General features: G+C 72.8%; 10 protein-coding genes and 1 pseudogene. 6 read left to right on the forward strand and 5 right to left on the reverse strand.

The features are described 5' to 3' along the window. Positions 1-72: 72 nt before the first annotated feature. On the forward strand, positions 73-1,290 hold the full coding sequence (gene dnaN, locus AWX74_RS05020) for a DNA polymerase III subunit beta (protein WP_165615461.1): 1,218 nt from the start codon (positions 73-75) through the stop codon (positions 1,288-1,290). Positions 1,291-1,365: 75 nt separating this feature from the next. Here the strand turns inward: dnaN and AWX74_RS05025 are convergent, their stop codons facing one another. The 4 genes from AWX74_RS05025 to AWX74_RS05040 form a co-directional block, all read right to left on the reverse strand. Then, positions 1,366-2,157 carry a DUF3105 domain-containing protein gene (locus AWX74_RS05025; protein WP_091271979.1) on the reverse strand — a complete coding sequence of 264 codons (792 nt, stop codon included), beginning with the start codon at positions 2,155-2,157 and terminating at the stop codon, positions 1,366-1,368. 197 nt (positions 2,158-2,354) lie between these two features. Next, positions 2,355-3,893, reverse strand: coding sequence for a coenzyme F420-0:L-glutamate ligase (locus AWX74_RS05030; protein WP_226931040.1), 1,539 nt, complete (start codon positions 3,891-3,893; stop codon positions 2,355-2,357). A gap of 10 nt (positions 3,894-3,903) precedes the next feature. Next, positions 3,904-4,932: a 2-phospho-L-lactate transferase gene (gene cofD / locus AWX74_RS05035; RefSeq protein WP_091271985.1), complete on the reverse strand. Its 1,029-nt coding sequence runs from the start codon at positions 4,930-4,932 to the stop codon at positions 3,904-3,906. A gap of 60 nt (positions 4,933-4,992) precedes the next feature. Then, the gene (locus AWX74_RS05040) at positions 4,993-5,577 is read right to left on the reverse strand and encodes a TetR/AcrR family transcriptional regulator (RefSeq protein ID WP_091271987.1); all 585 of its coding nucleotides are present in this window, start codon (positions 5,575-5,577) and stop codon (positions 4,993-4,995) included. Between the two features lie 299 nt (positions 5,578-5,876). Between AWX74_RS05040 and AWX74_RS05045 the strand changes: the two genes are divergently transcribed. From AWX74_RS05045 to AWX74_RS05065, 5 genes are all read left to right on the forward strand, one after another. Beyond that, positions 5,877-6,158: a hypothetical protein gene (locus AWX74_RS05045; protein WP_006538416.1), complete on the forward strand. Its 282-nt coding sequence runs from the start codon at positions 5,877-5,879 to the stop codon at positions 6,156-6,158. 110 nt (positions 6,159-6,268) lie between these two features. Next, complete coding sequence (locus AWX74_RS05050; RefSeq protein ID WP_091271989.1) at positions 6,269-9,022, forward strand: bifunctional FO biosynthesis protein CofGH; 2,754 nt, start codon at positions 6,269-6,271, stop codon at positions 9,020-9,022. 446 nt (positions 9,023-9,468) lie between these two features. Beyond that, positions 9,469-10,143: a WhiB family transcriptional regulator gene (locus AWX74_RS42395; RefSeq protein ID WP_091271992.1), complete on the forward strand. Its 675-nt coding sequence runs from the start codon at positions 9,469-9,471 to the stop codon at positions 10,141-10,143. Between the two features lie 189 nt (positions 10,144-10,332). Further along, a complete protein-coding gene (locus AWX74_RS05060) occupies positions 10,333-13,815 on the forward strand; it encodes a glycosyltransferase family 2 protein (RefSeq protein WP_242666074.1) in 3,483 nt (1,160 codons plus the stop codon). Continuing rightward, a complete protein-coding gene (locus tag AWX74_RS05065) occupies positions 13,805-15,556 on the forward strand; it encodes a DUF5719 family protein (protein ID WP_091272126.1) in 1,752 nt (583 codons plus the stop codon). The genes AWX74_RS05060 and AWX74_RS05065 overlap by 11 nt, the downstream gene beginning before the upstream one ends. Positions 15,557-16,062: 506 nt before the next feature. Here the strand turns inward: AWX74_RS05065 and AWX74_RS39830 are convergent. After that, a pseudogene (locus AWX74_RS39830) lies at positions 16,063-16,310 on the reverse strand (IS110 family transposase); the annotation flags it as partial.

The raw sequence follows: 16,310 nt of genomic DNA on the forward strand, positions 1-16,310 counted from the left end.
GGGCGCGGCGCCGTCGCGGCGAGGCTTTGCGGAATGCGGAGATTCGGCCTCGTCCGGCGAGACAATCCGAGCATGAGGTTCAGCGTGGAACGCGACGTACTCGCCGACGCTACGGGCTGGGTCGCCCGCCATCTGCCGAAGCCGACGGGTGGCGCACAGCAGGTCCTGACCGGCCTGCTCCTGGAGGCTCTGCTGCCGGACCACGCCTCGGACCACAACTCGGACCACAACTCGGATCGCGCCCCTGAGCGCTCCCGGGGCCGCGGTGCGCCGGCTCTGGAGATCTCGGCCTTCGACGGTGAGGTGGCGGCCCGGGCCCCGGTCGAGGCCGTCGTCACCGAACCGGGCCGGGTGGTTGTTCCCGGGCGCCTACTGGCCGACGTCGTGCGCAACCTGCCGGATGCTCCGGTGCTCGTGTGGGCCACCGCGACCCGCGTGACCATCGAATGCGGCACCGCGAGCTTCCGTATCCCCACGCTCGACGCCGAGGACTACCCGGTTCTCCCGGTGTTCCCGCCGCCGGTGGGCGAGGTCGACACGCTGGGCTTCGCCGCGGCGGTGGCGCAGGTGGCACCCGCCGCGGGCCGGGACGACTCGCTGCCGGTCCTCACCGCCGTCCGTCTGGAGATCGCCCGCGGCGGGTTGAGCCTGGTCGCGACCGATCGTTACCGGCTCGCGCTGCGCACGATTCCCTGGCAGCCCACGGTCGACGATCCCGAGGCTGTCGCGCATGTGCCGGCCCGGCTGCTCGCGGACATCGCCCGACTGCCGACCAGTGCGTCGCGGATCGCGCTCGGGATGGGCGTCGACGACTCCGGGGTCGCGCGGTTCGGTCTCTCGGTCAACGGCCGGCAGACGATCGTGCGCCTGTTGGAGGGGACCTTCCCGAACTACCGTCGGCTGCTGCCGGAGGCGTCCGGGTTCACCGTCACCGCGCAGACGTCGGTTCTCGCGTCGGCCGTGCGCAGGGTCGCGCTGGTCGCCACCCGGACGGCGCCGCTGCGCTTCACCTTCTCGGCGGGCCAGGTCCTCGCCGAGGCCGGTGACGGCGGTGGCGCGCAGGCCTGCGAGCTGGTGCCGGTCGAGTACACCGGCCCCGAGCTGTCGGTCCTGTTCAATCCCGCGTTCCTGCTTGACGGCCTGGGCGCGGTCGAGGGCGACGAGGTGGTGATCGGGTTCTCCGCGGTGGACCCGAACACCACCTCCTCCAGCCCTGCCGTGCTGACCGGCAAGGACGACGGGGAGGACTACCGCTACCTGCTCATGCCGATCCGCACCGGCGCGGCCTGACCGCCGGCACGGGGCCGGCGGTCAGGAGAGGCATCCGCGCCAGGGGGTGTCCAGGGGGCGTCCAGAGGGCGCCGGTCAGGGGGCCGGCGTGCTCATCGTGCCGGCGCCCGGCGTCGCGTCGGCGGCGGCCGCGGTGTCGAGCGGCCCGTCGGCGGTCACGTTGAGCGTTCCGCCCTGGTAGCCCGACTCGGGAGCGGTCGGGGAGTCCCAGCTCGCGCCTTCGGCCGGCGGGTCCGCCCACTTGTTGATGAACTCGTTCACCACGCCGGCGGAGACGGTGGTGCACCGCTGGGTCCGGTCCCAGCCGGTCAGGACGAAGTGCTGGTTGCCCGCGAACGCGTCGCGCGTCCAGGGCACCGCGATGAAGCGGTTGCCGGAATCGGCGGCGACCTTCTCCAGCGTCTTGACCTGGTCGTCCGGCAGCTCGGTGTCGTACCAGGCGACGACGAAGCCGTGCTCCAGGTTGTGGACCGCCCGCTCGATGCGAATGCCCGAGTCCGGGTTGTAGAAGCGGATCGAGTCCGGGAGCGGATCCGCGTCGTGGTTCCCGGAGGACGGCGGGGAGTTCTGGTAGTCGACCGTCTTTGTGCTGTCGACGTGGGTGTTGCCATAGGACTCGTCGTTGCGGATCCCGGTGCAGCCGGCGGCGAGCGCGGCGGCCGACGCCGCCTCCACGTAGCCGACCTTGCGCTTTTCGCTCTTCGACTGGTTGTCGATGACGCTGTAGACGATGATCCCCGCGAGGAGGGCGAGCGCGACGAACCCGGACGTGCCATAGATCAGAAGCGCACGCCGGCGTTCCTTCCGCCGCTGTTCCTGGCGGAGCTGATCCAGACGGCTGTTGCGCGCGGCGCTGCTTTTCCCCACGGTGTCAGATCCTACGAAGTGTCGAACAGAGCTGGGCAGGTGCGGTCCGTCCGACTCGCCGGCAGTCGCGCTCGGTCGCCGTCCCGGGTGCTGCGGCGACCCGGCGGGAACCTACAAATACCCGCAAATCGGACGGAACTCGGGTCCTCGATTTTCTCGTCACAGCTGGTGCACAGCTGCCTGAAGGCAGTTGTCGATCAACGTTCGACGATGAACGCGGTGGCATCCCGGGGTGGGCGAGGAGCCGCCGGCGCGGCTGGATGCCCGACGCCCACCACACCCATCGGTGCCCAGGTCCGCGGCAGATCCAGGACGTCGGTGACGATCTCCCCGCAGAACAGCGCGGACGACACCCAGCACGAGCCCAGGCCCTCGGCAGCCAGCGCGACCAGCAGGTTCTGCACGGCGGCACCGACCGCCACGGTGAACATGCGCTCCTCGGCCCGCGACCGGCGCTCGTCCGGATACGAGTGCGACCCGTCGCTGACCATCATCGGCACGATGAGGACGGGTGCCCGGCGCAGCACGTCACCGCGACGCAGCCGCCGGCTCACCGAGTCCTCGTCGAAGCCGTCGCGGCGCAGATCGTCCGTCCAGGCCATGGCCATGGCGTCGAGCAGGGCGTGCCGGCGGGCGTCGACCAGCACGAACCGCCAGGGGGTGGTGTGGTGCGGGGCCGGGGCGGTGATCGCGGCCGCGACCGCCTGGCGCACGGCCGCCGGGTCCACCGGGAGGTCGGCGAACTCCCGCACCGTACGGCGGGCGAACGGTGCGGACCGGCGTGCCTCGACCGTGCCGAGCTGGAACATGTCCTCGGCGAAGGGCCGCAGCAGCGCGCCGGCGCCGGCGCCGTCATCCGGCAGCCGCCCGAAGCCGCGGACGATGGCCACCGGGGTCGCCCCCAGCTTGCCCTTCACCAGGTCGGCCGCCGCGGCGAGCTCGTCGGCCTCGGCGATCTCGGTCATGCCCAGTTCGTTGCCGTACGCATCGACATCGCCGATGTGGCTGCGCAGCGCGGCCATCCCGGCCACGCCGATGGCCATGTCGGTGAGCCCACGGCGCCAGGGCCGCCCGGCCGTGTCGCTGATGATCACGCAGACGTCGACGCCGAGCCGCTCCCGCAGGCCGTCACGCAGGGTGCGTGCGCTGGCGTCCGGGTCGACCGGCAACAGTGCGATGGAATCCTTGTTGACGTTCGACGCGTCCACGCCGGCACTCGCCAGCACCAGCCCGTGCCGGGTCTCGACGATGCGGGTCTGGCCGCGACGGGCCACCTCGCGCACGGACTCGGCGTCGATCGCCACCTGCCGGGTCGCCTCCCGGTCCTGGTCGCCGTCGATCTGGATCAACCGGCCCTCGGCCTTGGAGACGATCTTCGAGGTGACCACGAGGACGTCACCGTCGAGCAGGCCCGCGGCCCCTCCGGTACCCGGCTCTCCCGCACCCGCGGCCGTGGCGATCACCTGGGCGAGGTCGTCGCCGGGGCGGATCTCCCCGATACCGGGCAGCGGCAGGATCTGCAGCCGGGCGCTCGCAGGCACTTCCGGGCCGGCCGGGGTGGCCGGGGTGGGCGGTGCGACCGGCGCAGGCTGCTGCGCGGCGGACGGTTCGTGCGCAGGGGTGAGCGCCGCCGCCTCCGACGGGACGGCGAGCGGTGCCGAGGTGCCCGCCGGTGACGGTTCGTCCGCGGACGTCGGCGTCCCCAGTGCGGGCGTGCCCAGAGTGAATGGATCCATGGCGGACAGCTCAGACACCGGCGAGCTCCAGTGCCGCCTCCACGATCGCCACAGTGGCCTCCAGATCGGTCATGAGAAGCGGTACGGCCTTCACGGTAGCTCCGGGTATGGCATCCGGGTCCGCTGCGACATCGGCATCCACGACGTCAACCAGCCAACCGTCGAGGAGACCGTGACCAAGCTCCCGCTCCGCGCCCCCGGAGGTGCCCTTCCGCTCGGGCGCTGAGGCCGTTTCGCCGTCGCGGTGCCGGCCGCCGTAGTGCGCACCGACCGCGCGCGCCGTGGTCTCGACGCCGATCGCCTTCAGGCAGGCGTCCGCCATGCCACGCACAGCCGCGCCACCGATGATCGGGGAGATGCCGATCACCGGGGCAAGCGTCACCCGCAGCGCGGCGGCGATCCCCGGCACCGACAGGATCGTGCCGATGGAGACCACCGGGTTGGACGGGCCGATGAGCACGACGTCGGCCGCCGCGATGGCGTCCAGCACTCCGGGCGCGGGGGCCGACTCCGCGGCGCCGACGGAGAGAATGGCCTCCGCCGGGACGGACGCCCGCAGCTTCAGCCACCACTCCTGGAAATGCACGGCCCGCCGGCCCTGGTCATCATTGATGATCACGTGGGTCTCGACGCGGTCGTCCGACATGGGCAGCAGGCGCACCCCGGGCCGCCAGCGGTCGCACAGCGCCGTGACGACGTCCGACAGCTTGTAACCGGCGTCAATCATCTGGGTACGGACGAGATGGGTGGCCAGATCGCGGTCGCCGAGACCGAACCAGCTCGGCCCCACGCCGTAGGCGGCGAGCTCACCGGAGACCACGAAGGACTCGTCCTCGCGGCCCCAGCCGCGCTCCGCGGAGATGCCTCCGCCGAGCGTGTACATGACGGTGTCGAGGTCTGGGCAGATGCGCAGACCGTGCAGGGTGATGTCGTCACCCGTGTTGCCGATGACGGTGATCTCTGCGTCCGGCCGTGCCGCCCGGACACCGGTCAGAAAACGCGCGCCGCCGATTCCGCCAGCCAATGCCGTAATCCTCACCGCGCCATCCTTCCACCGCGGTTGCCGCAGGGGCGGGTCACGGTGTCGGCGCGATGCGCGTCAGTGCGGCACGCGCTCCGCGGGCAGCGGTGGTGCGGGGGAGTTCGTGGTGCTGGCCAGTGAGGCGAGCAGGTAACGGACCAGATGGCTGGTGGGCCGGCTCGGCGCGGGGTTCGCCAGCCCGCCTTCGATCGTCGCCACCACGGCGTCCGCGGCGATCTCGCGGTCCGGCCCGGGCACGAGGTCCGCGACCGCGCTGAGCGCGAGTCCATGCAGCCATTCGTGTAGCCGCTCGTGGTATTCCATGATCGGTGGGGCGTGGGGTGCCCGTTCCGCGACGCACGGATGCAGCGTTCGCCGTTGCTCGACCGAGTCCAGCGCGGCGAAGAGCTTGTTCGCCGGCTCGTCGGGCAGCGCTGCGATGCGCTCCGTCTCGCCGTCGAGCAGGCGGTTGAGCACGGCTGCGAACGCGTGGTCCTTCGAGCGGAAGTACCAGTAGACCGAGCCGGGCTCGATACCGGCGGCGCGGGCGATCTCGGCGATGGAGGTTCCGGCGAACCCGCGGGCAAGGAACTGCTGCTCGGCGACCGCGAGCAACGCGTCGATCCGTTCCTCGCGCGGGACTTCCTGACGGTTGCGTGGCACCTGATCAGGGTAACGACCTCGGCGGGACGCAGGAGGGAATTGTCTTGTACGAGCGCCATCCGCTCGTCGACGTTTCGGCTCGGGGGAGTATCCGGCCATTTCCGCCCAGGCTGTCACTGGCGGCGGCACAGTCATCACCGGCACGGCGCGGCACGTTGACGCGTCGTGGCGGTCATCGGTGTGGGGATGTGGGCGGTTGCCCTGGGTGATGTTGCCTGACTCGAAGCTGCCATCTCTTGATTCTCATTAAAGAGGGCTGTGAGATGGACACAGCTCTTCACGTCGCCGGAAGGACTGCCATGTCCGCGATCAGAGACCCACGGAGCCCTACCAGTACCGGTACCCCAAAGAGCCTCGAAGCCCTCTCCGCGTCCTTGAACCGTGCCCTGGCCGGGGCGCGGGCACCACAGGTGGCGGCCGCCCGGCACGCCGACCTGCGGGGCGCCGGCCTGGCCAGGGCCAGCGCACGGACCGACAGACTGGCCGCCCGCAGGCGCACGAACCTGCTGATCGGGACCCTCGACCGGCTCCGCGGCTCCGCGGCCGGCCGGCTCGGCGCCCGCCAGGGCGGCGCGGCCTGACCCCCGCTCAACGCCGGTCGGAACTTTTCCGCTGTTTCGGACGGTTCATGACATTTCGCGACCTGTAAGCACATCCCCAAGATCATTGACCGACTATCCAGGGTGAGCGCATGACGAGTACGGCGGCTGTTCCGGGCGGAGAAGGAACCGGGGAGACGAGGAGCCTCGACCCCGGTCGCGAGCACCGTCCGGAACCGCCGCCGTCGGCCGCCGCGATGCGCCGCGCGCTGCGGCGCGCGCGTGACGGTGCCACCCTGGACGTCACCGAGGCGGCGATTCTGCTCGCCGCCCGCGGCACCGACCTCGTTGATCTGTGCGCCTCGGCGGCCAGGACGCGTGACGCGGGGCTCGCGTCCGCGGGCCGCCCCGGAGTGGTCACCTATTCGCCCAAGGTCTTCATCCCGCTGACCCGGCTGTGCCGGGACCGCTGCCATTACTGCACCTTCGCGACCGTTCCGCACCGGCTGCCGGCGCCCTACCTCACGGTTGACGAGGTGCTCGACATCGCCCGCGCCGGGGCCCAGGCCGGGTGTGCCGAGGCACTGTTCACCCTCGGTGACCGACCCGAGGACAGATGGCCCGCCGCCCGCGAGTGGCTCGACGCCCACGGCTACGACTCCACCCTGGGCTACCTGCGTGCGGTGGCGATCGCGGTCCTGGAGGAGACCGGACTGCTCCCGCATCTCAACCCCGGGGTGCTGAGCTGGGCGGAGCTGGCACGCCTCAAGCCGGTCGCGCCGTCCATGGGAATGATGCTGGAGACCACCGCCACGCGGCTGTGGTCGACCCCGGGCGAGGCACACCACGGCTCGCCCGACAAGGACCCGGCGGTGCGCCTGCGGGTGCTGGCGGACGCCGGCCGGCTGTCGATCCCGTTCACCACCGGGCTGTTGCTGGGCATCGGGGAGACCCTCACCGAACGCGCCGAGACGATCTTCGCGCTGCGTGGCCTGGATCGCGAGTACGGCTCCATCCAGGAAGTGATCGTCCAGAACTTCCGCGCGAAGGACGACACCGCGATGCGTGGCGCGCCGGACGTCGGGGCGGCGGAGCTCGCGGCGGCCGTTGCGGTGACCCGACTGGTGCTCGGCCCGCGGATGCGGGTGCAGGCGCCACCCAACCTCATCGACACCGACGAGTGCGCCCTGCTGCTCTCGGCCGGGCTCGACGACTGGGGTGGGGTGTCACCCGTCACTCCGGATCACGTCAACCCGGAGCGGCCCTGGCCCGATCTGGACGTGCTGCGGACCGTGACCGAGGCGGCCGGGTTCACGCTGCGTGCGCGGCTGACCGTCCACCCCACCCATCTGGACGAGCCGTGGATTGACCCGCGCCTGACCGGGCACGTGGCGGCGCTGGCTGGCCCGGACGGACTACTCGCCCCGCAGGCACGTGCCACCGGGCGTCCCTGGCAGGAGCCGGACGGTGGCCTGGCCGACAGCGGCCGCACCGACCTGCACACCGCGGTGGACACGGAGGGCCGGCGTACCGCCGCGCGCTCCGACTTCGACTCGGTATACGGCGACTGGGCTGGTCTGCGTGACCAGGTGCGCGCCGCGGGCACTGGCGTGGACGGCGTGTACGGCTCGGGTTCCCGGGCCGGGGCCACGATGCCGGCGGGCTCTGACGGATCGGCGGGCTCTGACGGATCGGCGGGCTCCGACGGATCACAGCCGGCCACCGCAGTGCCCGGTCAGCCCTCCCGAGCGGAGCCGGAGGTGCTCGCCGCACTGCGCCGGGCGCGTACCGACCCGGCCGGCATCACCGACGCCCAGGCCCTCGTGCTGTTCGGCGCGACCGGCCCGGCGCTGGAGGAGCTGTGCCAGCTCGCGGACGACCTGCGCCGCGACGTGGTCGGTGACGACGTGACCTACGTGGTGAACCGCAACATCAACTTCACCAATGTCTGCTACACGGGCTGCCGGTTCTGCGCCTTCGCCCAGCGGCGCGGCGACGCCGACGCCTACACGCTGTCGCTGGAGGAGGTGGCCTCCCGGGTCCAGGAGGCCTGGTCGGTGGGAGCCACCGAGGTCTGCGTCCAGGGCGGCATCCATCCCGACCTGCCGGGAACCGCGTACTTCGAGCTGGCCCGGGAGATCAAGAAGGCCGTCCCGGAGCTGCACCTGCACGCGTTCTCGCCGATGGAGGTCATGAACGGTGTCAGCCGTAGCGGCCTGTCGGTGCAGGAGTGGCTCACGGCCGCCCGGGAGGCCGGCCTCGACAGCATCCCCGGCACCGCCGCGGAGATCCTCGACGACGAGGTCCGCTGGGTTCTGACCAAGGGAAAGCTGCCGACGGCCGCCTGGATCGAGGTGATCACCACCGCGCACCGGGTGGGCCTGCGCTCGTCGGCGACGATGATGTACGGCCACGTTGACACGCCCGCGCACTGGGTGGCCCACCTGCGGTTGCTGCGCCGCATCCAGGAGGAGACGGGCGGGTTCACGGAGTTCGTCGGGCTGCCGTTCGTGCACCACAGCTCGCCGATCTACCTGGCCGGGGTAGCCCGGCCCGGCCCCACCGTTCAGGAGAACCGGGCGGTGCACGCGATGGCCCGGATCCTGTTGCACGGAGCGATCGCCAACATCCAGTGCTCGTGGGTGAAGCTCGGGACCGACGGCTGCGCGCAGGTGCTCGCGGGTGGGGTCAACGACCTCGGGGGCACACTGATGGAGGAGACCATTAGTCGAATGGCGGGCTCCCAGCATGGCTCTCGCCGCTCCATCGCGGAGCTGGAGGAGATCGCCAGGGCCGCCGGCCGGCCCGCTCGGCAGCGGACCACTACCTACGGTGTGGTCTCCTCGGAACGCCTCGCAGCCGCACGTGGTGACGCTGCGCGCACCATGCTCGCGATCGTGACCTGAGGAGCGTCACAGCTCGTTCGTGTCACTACTCTATGTGACCGACGTCTCGATGGCTCGTTGTCGGTGCTGGTGATCGGTGTAAGTTCGGGTTGGATGTCCGGATATTTCGGCGTCCGATATGGGGGAGTTCGCCCTCAGGGCTGAGATCGAACATCGCGCCCCCGCCTCTCGGATTGTCACTCTCCGTAGTAGAGCGCCGGTCAACGGGGACCCTCTGTGACGGGCCCTAGTGACTGTGAGCTATGGTCTCATCGCTGGTTGTAGAAGATGTTGCGTCGGTGGGGTTGACGCGGCCAAGTCTGGCGCGTGTAATTACCGGCGTGTCATTCCCCCCGTCGGCGGGGCTCGTGAGGTAGAGCGAGGTCCAGTCGGTGTGGATCCAAGGCACCGCGCGCCGGCGTCCGGGGGGTGGCCGACCGCACCGCGACGGGTCTGGAGGAGTCCATATGGAGCACGCCGACGCGGGCGTCCACACCGTCCTGGCGGACGTCGAGCGTCCCGCTCAGTACCACCCCGGGCCGGGGGAGGAGGCCGCGCACGCGGCCGCGCCACTTCCGGTTCCCGCGCCACCGCCTGTCCCCGTTGTTCCCGCGTCCGCCGCGTTGGCCGGCACCGGGCCGCACCCGATCCCGGTGACAGCGAACGCCACCGTCGTCGCGCCGCCGGCCATGCCCGGTCTCGGCCGGCAGGAGCTGGTCGGGTCCGGCCACGGCACCGATGTCGACGACCTCGACGACAGTGATCTGGACGAGGACGACGACGAGGATGACGAGGAAGAGGAAGACGACGAGAGCGGCGTCCTCGTCAGCCCGGGTGACGTGCGTCTGACCCAGGTGGACGGGCCGTTGGCCGACTCCCTCGCCCAGGTCATCGACATCGGCTTCGGTGATCTGCTCGGTGAGGTGATGGAGTGGCAGGAGCGGGCGCTGTGCGCGCAGACCGATCCTGAGGCGTTCTTCCCTGAGAAGGGCGGTTCGACCCGGGAGGCGAAACGCATCTGCTCCGGCTGTGAGGTTCGCATCGAGTGCCTGGAGTACGCCTTGGAGAACGACGAGCGTTTCGGTATCTGGGGCGGCATGTCCGAACGGGAACGGCGCAAGCAGCGCCGGCGAGCCGTCTGACGGCGGATCACACCGACGGCGCCCGCGATGACGACACCAACGCGGGGCGCCGATCGGGATCCGTGGGCGGTTCGTCCGCGAGATGCGGTTCGTTCTGGCCAGCAGGTCATCGGGATCGTCGTCACGCGCCACGGCGATCCAGGCCATTCGTGCGACCCGGCGGGTGACCCGGGTGATCCGGGCGGGGCGGTGGCAGCGCTTGCCACCGCGTTCCGCCCCCCGGAGCGGATCATCGTGGTGCGCCTCGGTGGCCTCGCCATCCCGTCGCAACGCGCTTCACAGCCCGCCGGGGCCGAGTCGCGCCACGAGGTACTGAACCTTCCGAGCACGACCTCGTTCGGTGTCGCCGTCGCCGCCGCCGTCTCGCGGGTGGACCGGGCGGGCGACCCCGACGTCTTCTACTGGCTTCTCCACGACGGCGCCGTGCCTGCGCACGACGCACTGGACCGCCTGCTCACCTACGCCCGGGTCGACCGGAGCGCCGCGGTCCTCGGCCCCAGCCTGCACGCGGCCTCCGATAACGGGGCCCCACAGGTGGCGGGTTCCCAGCCGGCGGCCGGCTCCGCACGGGCGGCCGGCGTCCCACTCGAGGCCGGCGTGACCGTCGACCGGGCGGGGCGGCGCGTCACGCGAGGCGCGACCGGTCTGCACGACGCCGTGCGGGATGTGCTGGCGGTCTCCTGCACGGGAATGCTGATCCGGGCCGCGGCCTGGGAGCGGCTCGGTGGGCTCGCCGTCGATCTCACGGCGGGTCTCGACCTCGACCTGGGCGTGCGCGCGGCGAGGGCAGGCCTGCGGGTGGTGGCGGTCCCCCGGGCCGTGGTGGCGATCAGACCGACGGCCCGGGTCGATATCCCGCTGCTTCCCCGGCTCGACGAGCGGTCCGAGCGGTCCGAGCGGTCCGAGCGGGCCGGGCAGGCCGGGCAGGCCGGGAGCGTGCGGGCCGGCGGGGCGGCCAGATCCGACCAGGCGGCCCTCGACCGGGCCGCGAGAGCCGCCGGTATGCGGGTGCGGCTGGCGCTCACCGCCGCCCCGCTGCTGCCGTTCGCGTTGATCGCGCTGGGCGTCGCCGGGGCTGCCCGCGCCTGCGCGCGGCTGTCGCACCGGGGCGGCCGTTGGCACGCAGCGGTGGCCGAGGTATGGGTGGTGAGCGCTGTCCTCGCCCAGCCGTGGAGGCTGGCACGGCTGCGGCGTCGGGCGGGCCGTCGCGCGGTGGTCCCGCGCCGGGTGGTGCGGGAGCTGCTCCCGCGCCGCCCCACGGGCACCGGCCTCGACCTCGATTCCGATACCGGCGCCGATCCCGATCCCGATCACGATCCGGATGGCGGCCTGGCCGCCGGCGTCGGCGTCGGCGCCGGCAGCCAGGCCAGCCTGGCCGTGCGGGGCCGGGTCGGCGCCCGGAACGCGACCCCGCCCCGGGCCTTTGCGGCGCTGACGGCGGTGCTCCTGACGGCCGGAGCAGCCGCGGTGCGCCGGCTGCCCGCGGACCTGGTCGGTGGCGGAGTGCCGATGCCCCGAACCGCGGGCGATTTGTGGTCCATCGTGTGGTCTGGTTGGCACGACGTGGCTGGCGGGGCACTCGGCTGGGCGGGTCCGGCTCCGCCCTGGACGCCCGGGCTCGCCCTGCTGGCCTCCATCGTGGCACCGGTCGGCCTGGACGTCCCCGCCCTCTGTTCGGTCCTGCTCGCGCTGGCCCCCGCGGTGGCCGCGTCGAGCACCTACCTCGCGTCGGCCCGCATCACCGGCTCGGCGCGGGTGCGCGTCGGCCTCGCGGCGCTGTACGCGGTCTCCCCACCGATGGTGGAGTCGGTGGTGGCCGGCCGGCTCGAGACCGCCGTGGCGCTGGCCGTGCTCCCCACCGTGCTGGCGGCCGGCGACCAGGTGCTGCGCGGCCAGCACCGGGCGGTCTGGTTCGGCGACTGGCCGGCGTGGCGTCTCGCGGTGGGGCTCGCCGTAGTCGTGGCCTGTGCGCCGCTGCTGGCGATTGTCGCGCTGGTGGGCCTTCCGGTGGCCTTCTGGGCATCCCGTCGGGCCGGGCGCCGGGCGCCCCGAGGCGCGCGCGGCCCGGGTGCGGCCGGCTGGTCGACGGCCCCGCTCGCCGTGGGCCTGCTCAGCCTGCTCTGCGTGCTGTGTGTCGGGATGCTCCCCCTGGTGCCCGCCGCGGTCGCGGGTCGTCCCGGCCTGTGGGCGGCGGTGGGGCTCGCCCAGCTGTCCGGCTCCGAACGGACCGGCCTCATCGCCGGCGCACCCGGTGATGAGGCCCGCGCGACCGCCCTGTGGCTTTTTGTGGTCCTTTGCGTCCTGCTCATCGTGTTGTCGCGGCTGCGGGCCACCTGCCTCCGCACCGGCACGGGCACGGGCTCACGCATGGGCTCACACACGGGCACGAGCCCGGAAGCGGGCACGAGCCCACGCACGGCCCGGGGCGGCGGGAGGAACGGGGCGGTCGGCTGGGCGCTCGCCGGCGCCGGCCTGCTCGAGGTGGCCCTTGCCGTGCCCCTCGCTCACGCCTGGCCGGACGCGGCGTCCCCGCCCGTGGCCACGGCCGCGAGTGCGCTGACCGGTGTCTGGGTGGGCCCGCAGTACGGCCTCGCCTGCGCCGGCCTGCTGATCGTCATCGGTGCGGCCCGGATGTCCGGGCCCACGGCCGGTCGTCCGGTGACCGAGGGCCGCGCCGAGGAGGCCGCCGGCCGGCCGGCGGCGGGCCGGCGCTCGTGGGGCGCGCGCGGTGCCTCGCTGGTGGCCGGTCTGCTCACCGCCGTCGCGGTGCCCGCGTTCGCCGTGGGCTTCCTCGTCGCGCCGGCGACGGAACGGCCGGACGAGGCCCTGGCCCGCTCCATCGCCGGCCTGACCAGGACGGGCGGAACCGGTGCCCGGGTCCTGGTACTACGCGGCACACCCCCGGATCGGGCCAGCTACACGCTCGCGACACAGGATGGCCCAGGCTTCCCGCAGGCCTCCCCCTACTGCCCTTCGAACGCCTCGGGCGCCCTGGCCCGCCTCGTCGCGGATCTGTCAGCCGGCGTCCCGGATGCCGCTGACGGTCTGGCTGCGTTCGGCGTCGTGGCGGTCGTCACCCCCGAGGACGCGGACCCGTCGCTGCTCGCGGCGCTGGACGCCGTAGGCGGCCTGTGGCGTGACCGGCTCGGTGCCGGCGTCCTGGTCTGGCGGCCAGTGGACCCCGCGACCGGTGAGAACCAGCCCGCCGCGCTCGTGCGGCTTGTCCGGGGCGGCGCCGGGACGTCCGCGGGGCACCCGGCGACCGGGCAGCGCGTGGGCACGGCCCTGGACGGATTCGGGCCGACCGCCGCCGGACTCGCCGGCACGGCGCGGCTCCCGGCCGGCACGGCGGGCCGCCGCGTGGTCCTCGCCGAGCCCGCCGACCCGGGATGGCGGGCGACCCTGGACGGTCGGCAGCTACCCGCGGCTGTGGTGTCGGGCTGGGCACAGGCCTTCGACCTCCCGGAAGGCGGCGGCCTGCTGCGGATCTCCTACGACCACGGGCGGCACCGGGACGCCGTGCTCGCCACCGCCGTGGCCGCGGGAACCGTGCTGACCGTGGGCGTCCTGGCCGCCCTCACGGGGTGTGTGCCGACCAGGCGGCTCCGGCGTCGGCCGCCAGCTCGACAGCAGCCTCCGGTGCGGCGGGGAGGGCCTCGCGATGCGGCCTGACAACGGTCGATCGAGACGGCGGGTTCCCCGGGTGCTCGCCCCGCTCGGTCTCGTCTGCCTGGCGGCGCTGGGCGCGTCCGCGTTGACGACAGCGGGCACCCGTCCGCCGTCGTCCCAGCCGAAGCCGGTCACCGCCGTCACGCTGCTGTGCCCTGACCTGGGCCTGGGCAACCGGGTCGCGCAGATTGTCGATCTGGTGCGCGGGTCGGGGCCGGGTGGGTCGGTCCAGCCGTCCCGTGGCCAGGAGCTGCTCGGTGGCGATCGTCAGCATGACGAGCTGTTGTTCCTCCCACCCACCGACCCGTCCTTCGCCGGTGAGGGCGCTGACAGCGGCGAGAGCGCTGACAGCGACGAGGGCGCTGACAGCATCGAGGCGACTGGCACCGGCGACGTGACTGGTACCGGCGGCGCGGCTGACATCGGCGCGGTGACTGGCGCCGGCGAGGCGACCGCTGCCGGCCAGGCTGGCGGCCCGCTGCGGCTCGTCGCTGCCGGCCCGGCAGCGGCCGGCCTCACCGCCACGGTGACGTCGCCCGGGGCGGGAGCGGGCCCGCTGCGGGCCCGCTGCGAGCAACCTCGCGCGCGGACCTGGTTCGCTGGCCCGTCCACCCTCGCGGGCCGCGACCCCGTCCTGTATCTGGCAAACCCCGGCCCACGACCCGCGCGGGTGGACGTGGGCGCGGTGTCGTCGAACGGCGCGGCGCCGCGGACGGAGATCACCATCCCTCCCGGCCGGACGGTCGGGCGGCGCCTCACGGAGTTCGCTCCCGAAGCCGAGACGACCGCCATCGACGTGCAGGCCCGCACGGGACGGGTGCTGAGCTGGCTGGTCGACCGCGCCACCGGAAGCGGACCACGGCAGGCCACACCGGTCCCGCCGACTGCCGAACCGGCGGCCAGGGCGTTGGTGGGCGGTCTGCTCACCCCGGCGGCGACTGCTGGCGGCCCACGGCAGCCGCCGGCGGAGCTGGTGCTCTCAGCCCCGGGCGGGGCGGCGACGGTCCGCGTCACCGTGATGACGAGTGCCGGCGGCCATGTTCCCGTCGGCCTGGAAGCGGTGCGGATTCCGGCGTCGACGACGGTGCACCGGCCGGTGGCCCTGCCGTCGGCGACGCCGTCAGCCCTGCTCGTCGAGTCGGCGGACGGAACCGGGGTCGTCGCGGCGCTTGCGCTGCCCACCGGCACGTCGGTCGGGCCTGCCTGGGTCGCCGCGACCGCGCCTGAGCGTCCTCGCTGGGACGGCCTGGTCGTCGGGGAGACGGGTGCCGCCGGGCCTACCCCGTCACGGCTCGTCGTCGCGGCGGCACCGGTGCCGAGGTGGACCGCCGGCGCACTCGTACTGGTCGCGCCCGACCGGGCCGCGACGGCCTGGGTGGACGGCAGTCGGGTCGAGGTCGGGGCCGGCACGGCGGTCCTGGTGTCGCTGCCCGCGGACAGGGCCGGTGTCCGGGTGGTCGGCGTGGGCGGGACGCTCGTCGCGACCCAGGTGCTGGGCAACGGCCCGGCGCCCGTCAGTCCGCCACCCGATGGCCTGGCGCCCGGCAGCGCGGTGCCGGGTGGCGCGGCGATCAGCAGTCTGGTCCCGGCGACGACGAGCCCGGCCGTCTCTGGCAAACTGCCCGCGCCCGTTCCGCAGACGATCTCCGCGGTCGTCCCGCTTGCCGGGGCGTGGCGGTTCCGGAGCGGGCCGGCACCGTTGGCCGATCCCGGAGTTCTCCACCCGCGGAACCCGTCCCGCTGATCCGTCCGGAGCGGAGCTCCCCGGTTTTTCTCTGTTCGATGCCAGCGTGCCGGTCGCGAACAGCGCGCTGCGGCCGCTGCCGCCGAGAAAAACCCAAGGATTTGGTCACCGGAACGACCGATATCCTCAACTCTTCGAGCGGCGGCGTGGGTCTTCTGCGGCGGTTGTGTTGCTGCCGGGTAAGAGCTGAGGTTCTTGGCCGCTGGGGCTGGGAGCGCGTCGCGCAATCCCGAGATGCGGCGGATCCCAGGTCACCGATATTGACCTGGAGGTCCGTGCCCGCCCACCGCACGTCGACCTACCGGGGATCCTCCGCCGCAGCACCGCGCCAACAATTCATGCCAATAGTGAAAATCGGGACACGGCGTCACCTGGCAATCCGCAAGAAGTGAGGATTTCGGCTGCTGCAGCAGCCATAATCCTCACTCCTGACACGAAAAACTGACGTGAGCCGCGGGTCGGGGCTTGATCGGCTGGTTGTGGCGGGTTGGGTGGGCTGGGTCCGGTCAGGCGGGGTCGAAGCGGATGGTGAGGCCGAGGGCGTTCGCTTCGCGGATCATGCGTCGCATCGCGCGTTGCGGGTTCTTCCTCGTGTGGTAGTCGGCGCCGAGGTCCTTGTGTCCGGTCCTGTCGTGCAGGACATGCCAGATCGCGACGGTGAGCTTGTGCATGACAGCGACCAGGGCCCGCTGCTTCCCCCGGCGGGTGGCGATCCGCCGGTAGAACGCCCCGTAGTAGGAGTTCTTCTGCCTGA

The sequence above is a fragment of the Parafrankia irregularis genome, assembly GCF_001536285.1.
Lineage (GTDB): Bacteria > Actinomycetota > Actinomycetes > Frankiales > Frankiaceae > Parafrankia > Parafrankia irregularis.

What these genes read in the sequence shown, in the direction of transcription:
- dnaN (WP_165615461.1), top strand. Translation starts at nt 73, where the DNA reads ATGAGGTTCAGCGTGGAACGCGACGTACTCGCCGACGCTACGGGCTGG.
- AWX74_RS05030 (WP_226931040.1), bottom strand. Translation starts at nt 3,893, where the DNA reads ATGGATCCATTCACTCTGGGCACGCCCGCACTGGGGACGCCGACGTCC.
- AWX74_RS42395 (WP_091271992.1), top strand. Translation starts at nt 9,469, where the DNA reads ATGGAGCACGCCGACGCGGGCGTCCACACCGTCCTGGCGGACGTCGAG.
- AWX74_RS05050 (WP_091271989.1), top strand. Translation starts at nt 6,269, where the DNA reads ATGACGAGTACGGCGGCTGTTCCGGGCGGAGAAGGAACCGGGGAGACG.
- AWX74_RS05065 (WP_091272126.1), top strand. Translation starts at nt 13,805, where the DNA reads ATGCGGCCTGACAACGGTCGATCGAGACGGCGGGTTCCCCGGGTGCTC.
- AWX74_RS05045 (WP_006538416.1), top strand. Translation starts at nt 5,877, where the DNA reads ATGTCCGCGATCAGAGACCCACGGAGCCCTACCAGTACCGGTACCCCA.